Here is a 15,749-nt window from a genome sequence, read left to right as displayed (position 1 = left end):
CGGGCGCGGCGGGGGGCGCGGCGGTGTCCGCCGGCGGCGCGGCGGTGTCCGCCGGCGGCGGAGGGGGCGGCGCGGCGGTGTCGCCGGTCGGGCCTTGCGCGAGCGCAGGGGAGGCGAGGAGGGAGGCGAAGGCCGTGAGGAGCAGGGTTCGTTTAAGCATGGGCCTCGATGGGGAGGGAATCGTGGGGGCCTCATGACCCGAGACGTTCCCAATCGGGAACGAATACCATCGCCGTGAGGGCGATGGCAACGGTCTCGACGGAGCTATCTCGTTGAGAAAGCTCGATTTTTGTTGAGCTTCGCCGTGAATATTCGTGCGGGTTTCACGTCGGCGCCTTGCGCGTGGAAGCGGTGTAGGACGGTCAAGGCATCTGCGTGAGTTCGACGGTCTGCTCGACGATGTCGCCGCAGACGCAGCAGCCCTCGCCCTGCGGCTCGGGCAATACGATGGAGACCGTTTTCGCGGCATACCCCGTCGCGGAGACCTGCACCGAATAGGTGCCGCCGGGGACATTGCAGACGTGGTCCGGGCCATTCGAGGGGCAGAGTTCGTTGCCAATGGCAACCTTGGCCCCGACGAGCGGCTGTTTCGTGGTCGCGTCGACGACGGTCACGACGATGCCGCCTTGCAAGCAAGAACAATCGATTTCGCCGCATTCGTCGCAGCCGGCGAGGGTGAGCAAGGAGAGGAGGGTGGCGGAGGCGAGGAGGGGGCGGAGCATGTGGGGGATGCTACCCGAGCTTCGTCGACGGTTGGGGCCGTCAGGTGGGGTTGCCGCGCCGGCAGAGGAGGTGGCGGAGGTTGTGGAGGAGGTACCCGGTCTTCGTGGACGACGTCGCGGTGGTTGTGGAGGAGGTCGCGGCGGTCGTGGAGGAGGTCCCCGGTCTTCGTGGAGGAGGTCCCCGGTCTTCGTGGAGGAGGTCCCCGGTCTTCGTGGAGGAGGTCGTCATCGTCGACGACGAGGTCCCCGGTCTTCGTGGAGGAGGTCGCCGCAGTCGTGGACGAAGTACCTGGTCTTCGTGGACGAGGTACTCGGTCTTCGTGGAGGAGGTTGCGGAGGTCGTGGAGGAGGTCGCGGAGGTCGTGGAGGAGGTCGCGGAGGTCGTGGAGGAGGTCCCCGGTCTTCGTGGAGGAGGTCGCGGAGGTTGTGGAGGAGTTCCCGGTCTTCGTGGACGAGGTGCCGGTCCTTGTGGACGAGGTGCCCCGGGGTTCGTGGCGTTGTGCGCGAAGCTCCCCGACATTTGTGCGCCTGCGCGATAGTTGGCCCTGTGCGGTCTACGCTGGCAAGGGACCGTACGTATGACGGGGCGCATGGTGGGGGCGTTGGTGGCGTGGTGCTTCGTGATGGGGGTGGGGTGTGACAGCAAGTGTCGGAATCCGAAGTGGACCCGTGAGACACGGACGCAGCGAGAGGGCCCCGCGATTCAATGCAATGTCGTCATTACCTGTCCTGGCCACCAAGGTCGCCCCGACTCGGTGGAACGCCTGCAGGGGCTTGCGGATCCGGTCCTTGTCGATGGATACGGGAATAGGGATCGATGCAGGCAGGAAGCCGTGGATAAGGGGCTCGTCGATCTCAAAGAGTGCCGGGTCGAAGCCTCTCCCGCGCTGATCTGTCTCGACGGGGCCGGCACGTCGGATGGCCCCGATTCCGCCGGACCCACGGGCGGGACGCTCGTCACGGTAGGCGTCGGGGCGGGCAGCGGGGACTACTGGTTCGACGAGGAGGGCGAAGGTGGCGCCGGGGATTGGGACGACGACCCCGGCGAGGGGGGCCAGGGTGGCAACTGAGGTTCGGGTTATCGAAGCATGGTGCATGGCGCGCGGGATCCCGGAGCGCGCGCGGGGGTCGTACGTTTGCGGGGGTAGTTGCTGATGGCATCGTACCGCGCCAACCAATCGGTACCTGCCAGGGCCGGACAATGTTCCTCCACATGCGCCGGAAAGCACGCATCGTAGACTCGAACCTCTGCCTCCCAGTTCGTCAGGGTCGGAGACGCTACACGGACTTCGTATTCACACTGGGCATCGGCATGACCGGTGATGCGCCAGAAGAGGGCGCCCTGCATGTCCTCACAGGGGGCACAGAATGCGGGGTCGAGACCCGTGCACTGCGTCTGGTCCGGGCAGAGCGTGCGCAAACAACTGGCCACGCACGCGTCCGCAAACTCGTCGTCCACATCAGGGCAGGGCTCCCAGTTTTGACAACCCTTGAGGACGTCCCCGAGATCTTCTTCGCAGTGACCGAACATCCAGTCGTCATCGGGGCCACGCGCGCCCATCATGAGCGCCGCGACGGCGACGAGAACGAAGGCAGCGAGCGCCGCGCGACGTGTCTTCGGGCTAGGTGCTCTCACAGGGTCGCACCTTACACCATCGGCGCCGCGATCGCGAGTCTCGTGTTTGTCGGCACGCCCCAGGGGAGACGGCCCCCTACCGCCGCCGAAGCCCGCCGCCCTCAGAACCTCAACTCACTCCGCAATTCCTCCCCCGGCACATCCAGCGCCTTCACCGCCTCGGCCACGCTCGGATCGTCCTCCGTGCGAATCTGGATCAAGAACCGCACATAAAGATCCCCCGGCTCTTTTCCTTTTCGCGCCACGCCTTTTCCTTTGAGCCGCAACACCTGCCCGCTCTGCGTGTGCGCAGGGATCTTCAACGTCACCTCGCCGTCCGGCGTCGGCACCTTGATCTTCCCGCCGAAATACGCCTCCCCGATGCTCACCGGCACGTCGAGGCGTAGATCGTCCCCCTCGCGCTTGAACAACGGGTGCGGCGTCACGTGGATCGTCAGCAGCAAATCCCCGGGAGGACCGCCGCCCATGCCAGGCGCGCCCTGCCCAGGGACACGAATGCGGCTGCCTTCGTTCGCGCCAGCGGGAATGCGCACCGTCATCGGCTCCTCGCCCTCGCGCTGGAGCTGCACCGTCGTGCCCTTCACCGCCGACACGAACTCGATCGTCACCTCGCTCTCGACGTCCTGCCCCTTTCGCGCCGCGCGCGCGCCCCCGCGCGCCCCGCCCCCGCGGCCCCGGCCGAACATGTCGCCGATGTTGCCGAAGAGGTCGCCGAAATCCCCCGACGCGCCGCCGCCGCCGCCGCCGAAGATCTCCTCGACGTTGAACGGCACGCCGCCCGCCCCGCCGGGCCCGCCGGCGCGGCCGCGGCCTCCGCCGTATTGGCGCACGAAGCGCGCGCGCTCCGGGTCGAACCCCTGCTGCAGGCTGTCCTCGCCGAACTCGTCGTAGAGCGCGCGCTTCTGCTTGTCCGACAAAACCTCGTTCGCGCGGTTGATTTCCTTGAACTTCGCTTCGTTCGCCTTTCCAGGCGCCTTGTCCGGGTGGTACTGGACGGCGAGCTTGCGGAAAGCTTTCTTGATGGTGTCTTCGTCTGCGTCCCGGGCGACGCCGAGCACGGAGTAAAGGTCGCGAGCCATGGGCCGGGGGAAGGGTAAATCCCGGAGGTGGCTACGTCACGGGGGGCCGGTCGGAAACGACCGAACGGCCTCATCTCCCCTCTCCCGCGAGGGAGAGGGGAGGGGGTGAGGGCAGAGGGCAGAGGGTGAGGTCCTACACGCCGATGCGCCAGGTCGTCCCGGTCGGGTTGTCCGCGACCTCGATCCCGAGCGCCTCGAGCTCCTTGCGGATCTCGTCGGCCCGCGCGAAGTCCTTCGCCTGCCGCGCCTGCCGCCGCTCTTCCACCCGCGCCGTGATCTCCTCCGCCGTCTTGCCCAGGATCGACAGCCGGCGCGCCTGCGTGCGCGCGCGGTAGACGTCCATCGGCGTCTGCAAGATGCCGAGCGGCTCGACCGTGGACCAGAGCGCGCGCGCCAGCATCTTCGCCACGAGCGGCGCCGCCTTCGCGATCTCCGGGTCCTTGCGGCGCTTCTGCGCGAGGTCCACGAGCTCGTTGCCCGCCCGCGCGAGCTCGCCCACGACCGCCAGCGCGACCGGCGTGTTGAGGTCGTCGTCGAGCGCCGTGTCGATCTTGCCGCGCGCGGCCGACGCGAGGTCCATCATCGGCGCCATCTCCCGCGGCAAACGCATCGTCGGCGCCGGCGCGTCGTCGCCGCCCGTGGCGCCCTTCGCGAGCTCGGCCAGCGAGCCGAGCCGGCCAAGCGTGTGGTAGAGGTAATCGACCCGCCGCTCCGCCTCCAGGATGCCCGGGAAGACCACACGCCCGTCGTCGCGCTTCTCCGTCTCGAAGGCGATCGGGCCGCGGTAGTGCACCGTGAGCAGGAAGTAGCGCAGCGCCTCGGGGTCGTTGCGCTGGTAGACGTCGCGGATCGTGACGAAGTTGCCGAGCGACTTCGCCATCTTCTCCTTGTCGACGTTGACGAAGCCGTTGTGGATCCAGAGCGAGCAGAAGGGCCCCTCGCCCGGATGCGCGGCCTCGCTCTGCGCGATCTCGTTCTCGTGGTGCGGGAAGATGAGGTCCATCCCGCCGCAGTGCACGTCGAAGCCGTAGCCGAGGTAGCGCTCGCTCATCGCCGAGCACTCGATGTGCCAGCCAGGGCGGCCTTTCCCCCACGGGCTGTCCCAGCCCCACGTGCACTCGCCCGCGCCCTTCCAGAGCGCGAAATCGAGCGGGTCGTGCTTTTGCTCGGAGACCTCGACGCGCGCGCCCGAGCAGAGATCCTCGATGTGCCGGTGCGAGAGCTTGCCGTACTGCGCGAAGGAGCGGACCGCGTAGTAGACGTCCTTCGCGCCGTTCGGCATGTCGGCGACGTACGCGTTGCCGTTCGCGATGAGCGTCTCGACGATCCGGACGATGTCGGCGATCGAGTCGGAGACGCGCGGCTCGTGGTCCGGGTCCTGGCAGCCGAGCGCGCGGATGTCCTCCTGGTAGAGCGCCGTCATGCGCGCCGAGAGATCGAGCGGCGTCTCGCCCTTCTCCCGGGAGCGCGCGAGGATCTTGTCGTCGACGTCCGTCACGTTCCGCGTGTAGATGACCCGCACGCCCTGGCTGCGGAGGTGCCGCACGAGCACGTCAGGGGCGAGCGCGGCGCGGGCGTGGCCGACGTGCGCGACGTCGTAGACGGTGGGGCCGCAACAGTAGATGCGTACCTCGCCGGCCCTTTTCGGGACCAGCTCGGTCAGCTTGCCGGTCATCGTGTCGTGGAGGCGTAGGCCGATCGGAGGCATCGCGTTCTCCGTCTACCAGCATGATCCACGCCTGTCACGAGGGGGAAGGCGGACCTTCGTGTCCTTGAAGGGCCGGCATGGCGTGCACATGGTAAGCCAGTCCCGCCATGGTGCCCCTTCGAGACCGGCTGCCGGTTCGGCGTCCCCCCTACGTCAACTGGTTGATCATCGTGGTGAACGTTTGCGTCTTCGTGTGGACGCAAGCGCTCCTCTCGGTGGCCGGACCCCGCGGGGCCGAGGCGAGGGCCTACGACCTGCTCATGGAGTACGGGCTCGTGCCCGCGCGCCTCGTGCAGGAGCCCCTCGCCGCGCTGCCGACGATGTTCTCGAGCATGTTCATGCACGACCCGTCCGGGTGGGCGCACCTCGGCGGCAACATGCTCTACCTCTGGATCTTCGGCGACAACGTCGAGGACGCCATGGGCAGCCGGCGGTACGCGCTTTTCTACGTCCTCTGCGGCATGGCCGCGGCGCTCGCGCAGGTGGTCGTGAACCCGTCGTCGGTCGTGCCCATGGTCGGCGCCTCGGGCGCGATCTCGGGCGTGCTCGCGGCGTACGGGTCGCTCTACCCGCGCTCGCCGATCACGGTGCTGAACCCGATCCTCCCGCTCTGGCTCTTCTTCGGGCTCTTCCTCGAGCTGCCGGCGTGGGTGATCATCCTCGAGTACTTCGTGGTGAACCTCTTCAGCGGGCTCGGCTCGCTCGGCGGGACGGGCGGCGGCGTCGCGTTCTTCGCGCACCTCGGCGGGTTCGTCGCGGGCGCTCTGCTCGTCCGCGTGTTCCTGCGCGACAAGCCCCCCCGAGATCACGACCGCTGGACCCAGTTCCGGCCGCCCGCCCAGAGGCCCAAATCCCCCTACGGCCCGCCCTACGGCGCGCCGCCGCCGCGACGGCCCTCGGGCCGCGACCCTTGGGGCTGGTGAGAAACGGCCTACGCAGTTCGTCACAGCATGGTCAGGGCGTCGGTTTCCGCCGGAGACACCTCGGCGGGCGTGTTAGCTTCGCCCGCGCGATGGGAATCCCCTTTCGTCGCCCCCGAGCGTTCGTGCTCGGCCTCTGCCTCGCGCTTTCCGGAATCGGCGCGTGCGCGGGGCCGAGTTTTACGGGCTCGGTGTACCGAGGGCGCGGCTACGCCTTCCGCGTGCCGACGCCGCCCTCGACGTGGAAGCGGATCGAGCTCGACGGCGAGGCCCTCGCGTTCGAGGACACGGCGAACGAGGCGATGATCGCCGCCTCGGGTCGTTGCAAGGTGGACGGCGAGGACGTGCCGCTCCGCTCGCTCGTGCAGCACCTGTTCTTGCAGTTCACGGAGCGCGAGGTGGTGACGGAAGAGGTCGTGGCGTTCGACGGGCGGGAGGCGCTGCACACGGTGGTGACGGCGAAGCTCGACGGCGTGCCGCGGCAGTTCGACGTGTGGGTCCTGAAGAAGGACGGCTGCGTCTACGACCTCTACTGCATCGCCGACCCCGCGGGGTTCCCGGCCGCGGTCGGGCCGTTCCGGGAGTTCGTCAAAGGTTTCGCCACGGTGCCGGCCGATGAGTAGCCAGGCAGGCGTGGAGTCGCAGAAGCCGAAGTCGCTGCCGAGGCTTCCGCCGGAGCCGCCGTTCTACGAGCGACTCGTGCAGCGGGGGATGAACTTCCTCGTGCACCTCGGGCAGCTCGGGCGGATGACGCGCGAGACGTTCGCGGCGATGTTCCAGAGACCGTTCGAGCTCCAATCGACGATGCACCAGATGGAGCAGCTCGGCATCCGATCGCTCGGGATCGCGTGCGCGACGGCGCTCTTCACGGGCATGGTCATGGCGGTGCAGTTCGCCTTCGGCCTGCAGAAGTTCGGCGGCATGGAGTACACGGGCCGCGTCATCGGCTTGTCGTTCTCGCGCGAGCTCGCGCCGACGCTGACGGCGGTGATCGTGGGCGGTCGGATCGGATCGGGCATCGCGGCCGAGGTGGGCTCGATGGCCGTGACGGAGCAGATCGACGCGATCCGCGCGCTCGGGGCCGACCCGATGAAGAAGCTCGTGCTGCCGCGTCTGATCTCCTGCGTCATCGTGATGCCGGTGCTCGGGGCGCTGGCGCTCGTGATCGGCTTCTCGGGCGCGATGATCATCTGCGACTGGCAGTTCGGCATCCCGTGGGGCTTTTTCCTTCGCTCCGCGCTCGGCTCGATGAACTTCCGCGACTTCTGGATGGGGCTCATGAAGTGCCCGTTCTTCGGGGCGATCATCGCGCTCGTGGGCTGTCACTTCGGCATGATCACGCGGGGCGGCACGGAAGGCGTGGGGCAGTCGACCACGCGGGCCGTGGTGGGCGTTTCGATCTCGATCCTCGTGGCGGACTTCGTGCTCACGAAGCTCGGGTTCATCATTTTCGGCTGAGAACCCTCTTTGACGGCCGGGCGCGATGAGAGACGATGCGCGCGTGGCGGAACGTATCGTGGTGAGCTTCCGCGGGCCCAGCGGCCCGGCGGCGAGCTCCGGATCGGGGTATCTCGATAGATCGCTTTCGATCCGGAAGCGCGCGGAGGCCCATGGCGGCGCGTTGTGCGCGTGGAGCGGCGAGGCGTTCAGCTTCGACTTTGCAGCCGAGGCGCTCGACGAGGCGCTCGGGTTCGTGCTCGAACAGGTGGCCGAAGCGCAAGACGGCGAGCCGCTGCGGATCGGCCTCGCGCAGGGCGAGATGCAAGCGCTCGGGTCGCCGGAAGGGCTCGCGTGGGGAGAGCCGCTCGTCCGCGCCGAGCGGCTCGCCCTGATCGCGCGTCCCGGGGAGGTGCTGCTCGATCCGGACGTCGCGGCGGTGCAGTCCGGCGACCTCGTGACCGCGGGTCTGCGTCGAGGGCGCGCCGCGGACGGGTCGATCGCGCGAGGGCAGCGGCTCGACATCTACGCGCCGCTGCGGGGCGACACGCTGGCGAACGTGCACAAGCTCGTGGCCGCGCCGGCGCTCGTCGGGCGCGAGGAGGAGCTGCGCGAGCTCTCGGTGCCGCTCGGATGTGCAGGTCTTTTGCGGGCGGCGCCGGGCGCGGGCGGGACACGTCTGCTCCAGGAGCTCGCGCAGAGGCTCGCGCCGTCGCGTTCGCTCCGGATCGCGCCGACGTTTTTGCCACGCGAGCCGCTCGGGGCGCTGCGCAACGCGTTCGCGCGGTCGATCGCGCGGGAAGAGGCGCCCGAGCTGCCGGAGGCGCTCGCCGCGGCGTTCAACAAGCTCCTGGCGGGGGAAGGGCTCGACCCGCGGACCGCCGCGGAGCTCGTGGATGCGTGGCTCGCGCCGGTGGACGGGCGATCGGGGCTGCTCACGGTCGATGACGTGACGTTGGTCGACGTCGCGACGCTGGAGGTGGTGTCGCTGGCGATCCCGCCGCCGGGGTTCTTCCGGTCGGTCGTGCGGATCGACGTGGAGGAGGCGCTGCCCGAGGTGCTCTCGTCGATCCCGGTGGTCGCGGAGGTGACGCTGGGCCCGCTGCCGAAGGAGGCGGCCGTGGAGCTCACGCGCGCGTTCTGCGGCGGGGCGATCACACAAGAAGCCGCAGAGAGGTGGGCGCGTCGCGGGGAAGGGATGCCGCTCGGGATCCGCGAGGCGCTCGCGGAGGGGCTCTCGACGGGCGAGCTGCGCTGGGTCGGGGACGTGGCCGAGCCGCGGGATCGCACGAGCGGTCGAGGCGCGCCGGCGCCGGCGCACGAGTGGATCACGCGGCGCGCGACGTGGCTCGAACCCGGGGAGCGCGCGGCGCTCGTGGGGGTCGCGTTGCTCGGCGCGGATGCGCCGAACGAGATCGTGGACGCCGTGTCGACGCTGATGGCGGGCGCAGGCGCGCGCGTGGCGGTCGTGGAGGACGCGCTCGTCGGCGCGGGATGGGCACACCGGCCGGAAGAAGGGTGGCTTTCGATCGCGACGAGGACCGCGTCGCGCGCGCTGATCGGGCTGCTCGACGCGGGGACGCGTGATCTCTGGCATCGCATGGCCGGGCGCGTGCTGGAGCAAAACGTGGGGCCGCTCGGGCTCGCGGAGCCGGCGTATCACGCGGCCGTCGCGGGGGAGCGGGCCTCGGCGGCGGTGCTCGCGGCGGAGGCGGCGCTCGCGGCGGCGGGCGTGGGCTTGCGGAGGGCGGCGGCAGCGCTGATCGACGAGGCGCGCAGCCTCGATCCGGACGTGCAGGTGCCGGAGCTCTCGGACGAGGGCGAGCTGCTCATGGACCCGCGCGCCGAGGAGCTGTCGATCGCGTCGATCATCGAGGCGGCGATGGGGGAGGGGGGACAGATGCGCGCCTCCGATCCGCACCCGCCGTTGTCGCTCGGTTCGCTCTCGCCCGAGAGCCTGAGCGCGGGGTCCGTGCCGCCGGAGAAAAACTCGGTGGCGGCGGCGGTCGCGGCGCTCGGCGAGGATCCCGAAGCGGTCGAGGATCCCGTGGTGATGGCGGAGCGGCTGTCGAAGCTCCTGCGCCAGGCGCTCGTCGAGGGCGACGTCGAGACGCTGGAGGACATCCTCGTGCGGCTCCGGGTGACGGGAGAGCACGACGCGCTCGTCGAGCGGATGGGCGCGTTCGTCTTGCTCACCCGGGGCGATCCCGGCGAGGCGCTGCGCAAGCTGAAGGAAGCGAAGGAGGCGGCGAGCTCGCCGCGCGAGCGCGCGCGTGCGCTCCTGTCCTACGGCATCGCGCTCGCGTCGGCGGGCGACATGGATCGCGCGCTCATGGAGACGCTGACGGCGCTCGCGCGCGCCCGCGAGGCGTCGGATCGGCAGGCCGAGCAAGCGAGCGCGCGGTTCCTCGCGTACCTGTCGGCGGCGATGGGCCAGCCACAAGCGGCTTCGGTTTGGGTGAAGGTCGCGCAGACCCCCGGCGAGGCGCTCCACGGTTGACAGGCCCGGGAGGGGCGAGCAAAAGCGTTGCCCATGAGCGCGACCGATTCCCCTTCCGCCGAGCCCGCGCGGGGGCGTCGTGCGCGCCACGTGATCGCCGCGCTCCTCGTGCTCTCCGCGCTCGGCCTCGCGGGCGCGATCGTTTCGTACTTCCAGTACGCCGCGGTGTGGTTGCGGAAGCCGCCGCGCCTGCAGCCGTGCGTGCTCAGCGCGCGGCGCGCGCTCACGCGCGAGGAGCCCGTCATGGGCTCGATCCCTCACCTGACGCAGGAGGGGAACACGGTGTACCTGCGGCCGGCCGAGGATCGGGCCGTGGTGTGCCTCGGGCGCATCTCGACGCCGGTCGCGTCGGCCTTCGCGGCGGCGTTCGTGGAGATCGAGCCCGCGGCGCGGGCGCGCGCGCTCGCGGTGGCGATGAAGGACCACGTGCCGCGGGAGGCCTCGGCGGATCAGGTGGCGGCCTCGGCGTGGCTGATCGCGTCGGGGGCGATGCGGGCGCTGCCCGAGACGCCGGAGACCACCGCCGCGCGTGAGGAGATCGACGGGATGAACGCGTGCCGCTTCGCGTTGCGTTCGACGTGCCCGACGCGGCCGCCGATCCCGATCGTGGTGTGGGCGGCGGGGGTCCCGTCGTCGCTCGGCTTGCTCTTCGGCGCGGGCCTCGGCGTGCGCGCGGTCGTGCGTACCGTGCGTGCGCGTCGCCGGCGCAAGGCCGCCTGAGGTTTCCCGCCTAGTCCCCCTCGTCGAGGAGGCGCACCGCGCTCTCGATCGCGACGAGCTTGCCGACGAGGTAGAGCACGTCGTCCTCGCGAAACGGCGCGCTCGCGGTGACGTCTTCGCAGAGGGAGCCGCCCCTGCGGATCGCCACGAGGCTCGCGCCCGTTTTGTGGCGCAGATCGAGATCGAACGGACTTTTGCCGCACGCGAAGGATCCGCGCCGCACGAGGAACGTCTCCACTTTGAGCTCGCCGAGCTCGGGTAAGGTCGCGAGCGTGGGCCGTTGCAGCGTCTGCTTCCGGATGAAGAGCCCCTTGCTCTCGCGGCGCGCGACGTTCACGCGCTCGATGATCACGTTCCGCGGGATGCCGCGCCGGCGCAGCACACGCGCGATCATTTCGAGCCCGGCTTCGAGCTCCTCGAAGACGACCTCCTCGGCGCCGAGCTCCATGAGCGCGCGGTCCGCGGCGATGTAGTGCGCGCGTACGAGCACGGGGATCTTCGGCGCGCTTTGCTTGGCGGCGGCGACAGCGCGGCGCGTGGCCTCGGGGTCGTTGATGAGCAGGACGAGCGCAGCGGCGTGCTCGACGCGCGCGCTCGCGAGCGCCTCCGGGCTCGTGACGTCCGCGTAATACGCAGGCTCGCCGGCTTCACGCGCGGTGCGCACGGTCTCCGCGTTCAGCTCCAGCACGAGGTAGGGCACCGACGTCTCGGCGAGCGCGCGCGCCAGCATCTTTCCGGCGACGCCGTACCCCACGATGATCACGTGCTCCGAGAGCGCGGAGTGCTCGGGCATCGGCTCGTCGATGCCGCGCGCCCCGAGCAGGCGTTCGAGCGGCTTCAGGATCTTCTCCCCGGCGCGCACGCGCGGCGCGAGGTGCATCGCGAGCGGCGTGATGATCATGCTGAGCACGCCGGCCGCGAGGAGCGCTCGATCTTCGCTCGGCGTGATGAGCCCGTTCCGCTCGGCGAGCGTGGCGAGCACGAAGCCGAACTCGCCGAACTGCGCGAGCCCCACGCCCGCGAGCCACGCGACGCGCGCGGGGAAGCGCATCGACAGGGCCGAGAGCGTCGCGATGAACCCTTTTCCGATGACGAACGCGGCGAGATAAAGCCCCACCGAGAGCGGCCTGTCGAGGAGCACGTGCGCGTCGAGCAGCATGCCGAGCGAGACGAAGAACAGGCTCGTGAACGCGTGGCGCAGCGGCAGGACGTCGCCGATCGCGCGGTGCGCGTACTCGCTGCCCGCGAGCAGGATGCCCGCGAGGAACGCGCCGAGCGCGAGCGAGAGGCCCGCGAGCGATGTGAAGAACGCCGTCGCCAGGCAGATGCCGAGCACGGCCATGAGGAAGAGCTCGCGGCTCCGCGCGCGGTCCACGAGCGCGAAGAAGCGCGGCACGAGCGAACGCGCCACGACCACCGTGACCAGGACGAGCAGCGCAGCCTTGCCGAGCGCGAGCAGGAGATCATGCGCCGGATCCCCGCCGGATTTGCCGGCGAGGATCGGGATCACGAGCACCATCGGCACGACGCAGAGGTCCTGGAAGATCAGCGCGCCGACGATGAAGCGGCCGTGCGGCGCGTCGACCTCGCCGCGCTCGGCGAGCGTGCGGAGCACGAGCGCGGTGCTGGAGAGCGCGAACAGAAATCCGAAGAGGATCCCGCGGGCGTACGTTTGCCCTGCGAGGCGCGCGCAGAGGACCGACGCGAGGATCGTGAGGCCCACCTGGAGCGAGCCGCCGATCGTGACGGTCTTGGCGATCTGCCGTAGCCGTTCGAGCGAGAACTCGAGGCCGATGCCGAAGAGCAGGAGCACGACGCCGATCTCGGCGAGCGATTGGATGCGGTGCGCGTCGCTGAGCAGGCCGAATCCCGTGGGCCCGATGAACGCGCCCGCGAGCAGGAGCCCCGCGACGGCGGGCAGACGCACGCGGCCGAGCACGAGGACGACGAGGACACCGACGATCGAGATGATCGCGAGATCTCGGAGGATCGGGAGCTGCTCCATGGTCCGCCGCGCCGGGGCGAGCCCTCTCGCCCGTGCGAGACGTGGATGCAGGAAGCGCGCGCGGGGCTCAGCGCGAAAGCGGCGCCCCGCGCGTGAGCGCCTCGATCGCCGCGAGGTCTCTCTCGGCCGCGTCCGGCGGGGCAGGCTTTCGCGGCCAGGCGAGCTCGATCTCCCCGTCGAACCAGTACACGTGCTGCGCGTCGATGTAGCCGTGCGCTCCGCCCACGGCCGCGAGCGTCGCGAGGGCCTGCCGAAGCCGCTCGATCGCCGCCGGGTCGATCGCCCGCGGCGCATCCGCGAGCGCCTTGCCGAGCGGCGGCGCCACCCAGATCTCGCCGGCCGCTCGATCCACGCGCAGCACCGTCGGCAGCGCGGGAGACCCGGTCCGCGCGAAGGCGCGCGCGCGGGCGAGGGACGCCTCGTCCATCGGGATCACGAGCACCTCGCGATCGAGCCACGCGTCGTGGCGCAGGCTCGCCATGTCGCGCCCGTCGCCGAGCGCGAGCGGCGGACCGAGGCGTTCGCCCTCCCTCGGCGCGGCGGGCCGCTCGCTCGGGTTCGGCGTGACCCATCGTCGTGGCAACGCCTCCGGCCAGCGCAACGCCGACAGCGCGCGCCGCGCTTGGAATGCGTCTTCCGGCCGGCGATCCGGCTCGTCCGCGAGCAGCGCGGCCACGGCAGCGTCGTGCTCCGCCCCGAGCTCCGGGTTCGTCTCGCTCGGCGCTCCCCGATGAAAACGCCCGCGCGTGGGCTCGGCCGCCTCGCCCGTGAGCAGCTCGTAAAGCACGGCGCCCACCGCGTAGAGATCACTCGTGATCCCCGCCGGGCGACCGAGCCTCTGCTCGGGCGACATGTACGCGTACGTGCCGATCGCGCCGGCCGTCGCCGTGCTCGACAGGTCGCCGAGGTGCGCCGCGCCGAAGTCCGAGAGCATCGCCGTGCCCGCGTCGTCGAAGAGCACGTTCGCGGGCTTCACGTCGCGGTGCAGGATCCCGAGCCGGTGCGCCTCGCCGAGCGCCGACAGGAGGAGGCAGGCGATCTCCACGGCCCGCGCCGGCGCCACCGGCCCCTCGCGCATCTTGTCCGCGAGTGACCCGCCTCGCATGAACGCGAGCACCATCGCCGGCCCTTCGGGCACGTACTGATGGAGCGGCACCACGTTCGGATGGCGCAGCCGTTCGAGCGCGCGCGCTTCTCGCTCGAAGCGTTGCAGCGCGTCGCGCCCCGCGCCCTCGACGAGCCCGCTGAAGATTTTCACCGCGACGCGCTCGCCGCTGATCCGATCGATCGCCTCGACGAGCCGCGCATGCGCCGACGACGCGATCTCCCGCGTCGTCTCGTACCGGCCGAAAAGAACGACGCCTCCGCCGCGCCGCTCGTTTTTCAGGTCCGACCCGCCCGGCGCCTCCTTCGCGGGCGGCTCCGCGTGCACCCCGAGCCGCGCCATCTCCGCGCGCGTCTCCCGCGCCGCCTCGGCGAGCCCCACTTCCTCGAAGCACCGCGCGAGCAGCGGCAGCGCCGCGGCCCGCTCGGGCGCCGACGCGCCGATCTGTTGCAGCGCCTTGATCGCTCCCTCGGTTCGCCCGTGCCGCGCGAGCAGCGCTCCCAGCGCGAGCCGCGGCGCCGCGTCCTCCGGCCGTTGCCGAAGCGCGCCTTCGAGCGCGCGCGCCGCCTCGGCCGGTTGCCCCGCGCGCTCGAAGTTCTCGGCCGCGAGCATCACCTCGCCAGCCGCGACGAACGCGCTTGCCGCCTCCGCGTGCTCGCCGAGCTGCACGTAGAGCGCCCCTGCGTACTTGCTGAACCCCCGCGACGCGAGATCCGACGCCGAAGCGAGCGCGATCTCCCTCGGCAGCCGCTCCACGATGCGCGCGATCGCCTCCCGCGCCGTCGCCTCGTCGCCCCCGAGCGCGGCCATCCGCGCCGCCCGCCGCGCGTCCCCCGCGAGGAGCGCCTCTCGCGCCGCTCCCGCGAAATCACACGCCTCTTCCAGCCGGCGCGAGGCCTCCGCGTGCGTCCGGGAACGCTCTGCCGTCTCGCGCTCGTCGGGGTTCATCGCTCGGTCCCCGCTGGTTTGGCCGGATGAACGTTCGTCAGGGCGACGTCGCCACGATCGTCGCGCGGCCGACGACGGACAGGTCGAACCGAAGCTCCCCCGCGTCGATCCCCGTGGCCGCGAAGCCACCCTGGCGGATGCGGTGCACCGAGAGCGCGACCGTCGCGGGCAGCGCGCCCCAGGTCTTCTTGCCGAGCACGGACTGCGGGATCACGCCTTCGCCGGAATCGTTGTAGGCGCAACGAATGCCCGTGCCGCTCGACGCCGTGAGATCCACGTAGACGAGGTCACCCGCCGCGGGCGCCTCGCTCGCGCTCCACCGCAAGGTCGCCGCCGCCCCTTCCTCGAACACCACGCCCTCGGCGAGCGCGGTTTCTCCCAGACGAACCCGCTCCGGCGCGCTCGGCGCCTCGGCCTCGATCGAGAACGGATTCAGCGTCGCCGAGCCCGTGCTCTCGAGGACGTACCGTGCGGGCGCCGGCAGATCACTCTGCGCATCGCGCGACGTGTAGAACACGCCCGAGACGAACGCGCCCACATCCGGGAACGCCCGCGTCGCCAGCGGCATGCGCGTCGTCCCGGTCTGGATCGACAGATCGCCCACGTCGAGCAGCTCGATCGTGCCGAGCGCGGAGAGCGCATCGGAGTCCTCGGCCGCGGCGAACGGCGTGAGCGCGATACACTCGCCCGCGGCCGGCAGCTCCAGCCACGATCCACCGACCACGCGCTCGGCCAGGCCGGGATCCGCGCCGGACGCGAGGCGCATGAACTTCGCCGAGACGTTCGTCTGGACGAATTCGCCCTCGGCGGCGCTGCGTTCGACGAGGACGATCGCCTCGGTCGTGGACCCAATCGCGCTCGTGATCTCGTCGGCATCGGCCACGGGAGCCGAGCAACCGCCCACGACGACGCCGAGAGAGGCGAGGAGCGCGGGCAGCGGGACGTTCGAGGAGCGCATGATCGCCAGTT

General features: G+C 70.7%; 12 protein-coding genes. 6 read left to right on the top strand and 6 right to left on the bottom strand.

The genetic code is table 11. The features are described from left to right. Positions 1 to 362: 362 nt before the first annotated feature. Positions 363 to 722 (bottom strand): carboxypeptidase-like regulatory domain-containing protein, encoded by a 360-nt coding sequence (locus E8A74_RS22090; protein WP_136931029.1) that lies wholly within the window; start codon positions 720 to 722, stop codon positions 363 to 365. An 833-nt stretch (positions 723 to 1,555) separates the two neighbouring features. On the opposite strand from E8A74_RS22090, the gene E8A74_RS22085 reads away from it, so the two are divergent. Continuing rightward, positions 1,556 to 1,792, top strand: a complete 237-nt coding sequence (locus tag E8A74_RS22085) for a hypothetical protein (RefSeq protein WP_136931028.1) — start codon at positions 1,556 to 1,558, stop codon at positions 1,790 to 1,792. A gap of 667 nt (positions 1,793 to 2,459) precedes the next feature. Here E8A74_RS22085 and E8A74_RS22080 read toward each other — a convergent pair. Further along, positions 2,460 to 3,437, bottom strand: a complete 978-nt coding sequence (locus E8A74_RS22080; protein WP_136931027.1) for a DnaJ C-terminal domain-containing protein — start codon at positions 3,435 to 3,437, stop codon at positions 2,460 to 2,462. A gap of 133 nt (positions 3,438 to 3,570) precedes the next feature. Continuing rightward, complete coding sequence (gene cysS / locus E8A74_RS22075) at positions 3,571 to 5,145, bottom strand: cysteine--tRNA ligase (RefSeq protein WP_232379695.1); 1,575 nt, start codon at positions 5,143 to 5,145, stop codon at positions 3,571 to 3,573. Between the two features lie 107 nt (positions 5,146 to 5,252). On the opposite strand from cysS, the gene E8A74_RS22070 reads away from it, so the two are divergent. The 5 genes from E8A74_RS22070 to E8A74_RS22050 all read left to right on the top strand — a co-directional run bounded on the left by E8A74_RS22070 (position 5,253) and on the right by E8A74_RS22050 (position 10,722). Continuing rightward, positions 5,253 to 6,068 carry a rhomboid family intramembrane serine protease gene (locus E8A74_RS22070; protein ID WP_136931026.1) on the top strand — a complete coding sequence of 272 codons (816 nt, stop codon included), beginning with the start codon at positions 5,253 to 5,255 and terminating at the stop codon, positions 6,066 to 6,068. A gap of 89 nt (positions 6,069 to 6,157) precedes the next feature. Then, positions 6,158 to 6,688 (top strand): hypothetical protein, encoded by a 531-nt coding sequence (locus E8A74_RS22065; protein WP_136931025.1) that lies wholly within the window; start codon positions 6,158 to 6,160, stop codon positions 6,686 to 6,688. After that, a complete protein-coding gene (locus E8A74_RS22060; RefSeq protein WP_136931024.1) occupies positions 6,681 to 7,523 on the top strand; it encodes an MlaE family ABC transporter permease in 843 nt (280 codons plus the stop codon). Before E8A74_RS22065 ends, E8A74_RS22060 begins: the two co-directional genes overlap by 8 nt. Positions 7,524 to 7,566: 43 nt before the next feature. Beyond that, entirely contained in the window at positions 7,567 to 10,002 is a 2,436-nt protein-coding gene (locus tag E8A74_RS22055; protein ID WP_136931023.1) for an ATP-binding protein, read from the top strand. A gap of 33 nt (positions 10,003 to 10,035) precedes the next feature. Continuing rightward, positions 10,036 to 10,722: a hypothetical protein gene (locus tag E8A74_RS22050; protein ID WP_136931022.1), complete on the top strand. Its 687-nt coding sequence runs from the start codon at positions 10,036 to 10,038 to the stop codon at positions 10,720 to 10,722. Between the two features lie 10 nt (positions 10,723 to 10,732). Here E8A74_RS22050 and E8A74_RS22045 read toward each other — a convergent pair whose 3' ends face one another. The 3 genes from E8A74_RS22045 to E8A74_RS22035 all read right to left on the bottom strand — a co-directional run bounded on the left by E8A74_RS22045 (position 10,733) and on the right by E8A74_RS22035 (position 15,738). Then, entirely contained in the window at positions 10,733 to 12,727 is a 1,995-nt protein-coding gene (locus E8A74_RS22045) for a monovalent cation:proton antiporter family protein (protein ID WP_170229284.1), read from the bottom strand. A gap of 67 nt (positions 12,728 to 12,794) precedes the next feature. After that, positions 12,795 to 14,780 (bottom strand): protein kinase domain-containing protein, encoded by a 1,986-nt coding sequence (locus E8A74_RS22040; protein ID WP_136931020.1) that lies wholly within the window; start codon positions 14,778 to 14,780, stop codon positions 12,795 to 12,797. Positions 14,781 to 14,817: 37 nt separating this feature from the next. Continuing rightward, on the bottom strand, positions 14,818 to 15,738 hold the full coding sequence (locus E8A74_RS22035) for a hypothetical protein (protein ID WP_136931019.1): 921 nt from the start codon (positions 15,736 to 15,738) through the stop codon (positions 14,818 to 14,820). Between the last annotated feature and the right edge of the window lie 11 nt (positions 15,739 to 15,749).

It is taken from the genome of Polyangium fumosum (assembly GCF_005144585.1).
Classification (GTDB): Bacteria; Myxococcota_A; Polyangia; order Polyangiales; family Polyangiaceae; genus Polyangium; species Polyangium fumosum.
The sequence above is the reverse complement of the archived record's forward strand: the minus strand, read 5'-3'. Positions and strand labels throughout refer to the sequence as shown.

Excerpts from the sequence above, each read along its gene's own strand:
- E8A74_RS22090 (WP_136931029.1), bottom strand. The coding sequence starts at position 722 with ATGCTCCGCCCCCTCCTCGCCTCCGCCACCCTCCTCTCCTTGCTCACC.
- E8A74_RS22080 (WP_136931027.1), bottom strand. The coding sequence starts at position 3,437 with ATGGCTCGCGACCTTTACTCCGTGCTCGGCGTCGCCCGGGACGCAGAC.
- cysS (WP_232379695.1), bottom strand. The coding sequence starts at position 5,145 with ATGCCTCCGATCGGCCTACGCCTCCACGACACGATGACCGGCAAGCTG.
- E8A74_RS22070 (WP_136931026.1), top strand. The coding sequence starts at position 5,253 with ATGGTGCCCCTTCGAGACCGGCTGCCGGTTCGGCGTCCCCCCTACGTC.
- E8A74_RS22065 (WP_136931025.1), top strand. The coding sequence starts at position 6,158 with ATGGGAATCCCCTTTCGTCGCCCCCGAGCGTTCGTGCTCGGCCTCTGC.
- E8A74_RS22060 (WP_136931024.1), top strand. The coding sequence starts at position 6,681 with ATGAGTAGCCAGGCAGGCGTGGAGTCGCAGAAGCCGAAGTCGCTGCCG.
- E8A74_RS22050 (WP_136931022.1), top strand. The coding sequence starts at position 10,036 with ATGAGCGCGACCGATTCCCCTTCCGCCGAGCCCGCGCGGGGGCGTCGT.
- E8A74_RS22045 (WP_170229284.1), bottom strand. The coding sequence starts at position 12,727 with ATGGAGCAGCTCCCGATCCTCCGAGATCTCGCGATCATCTCGATCGTC.
- E8A74_RS22040 (WP_136931020.1), bottom strand. The coding sequence starts at position 14,780 with ATGAACCCCGACGAGCGCGAGACGGCAGAGCGTTCCCGGACGCACGCG.
- E8A74_RS22035 (WP_136931019.1), bottom strand. The coding sequence starts at position 15,738 with ATGCGCTCCTCGAACGTCCCGCTGCCCGCGCTCCTCGCCTCTCTCGGC.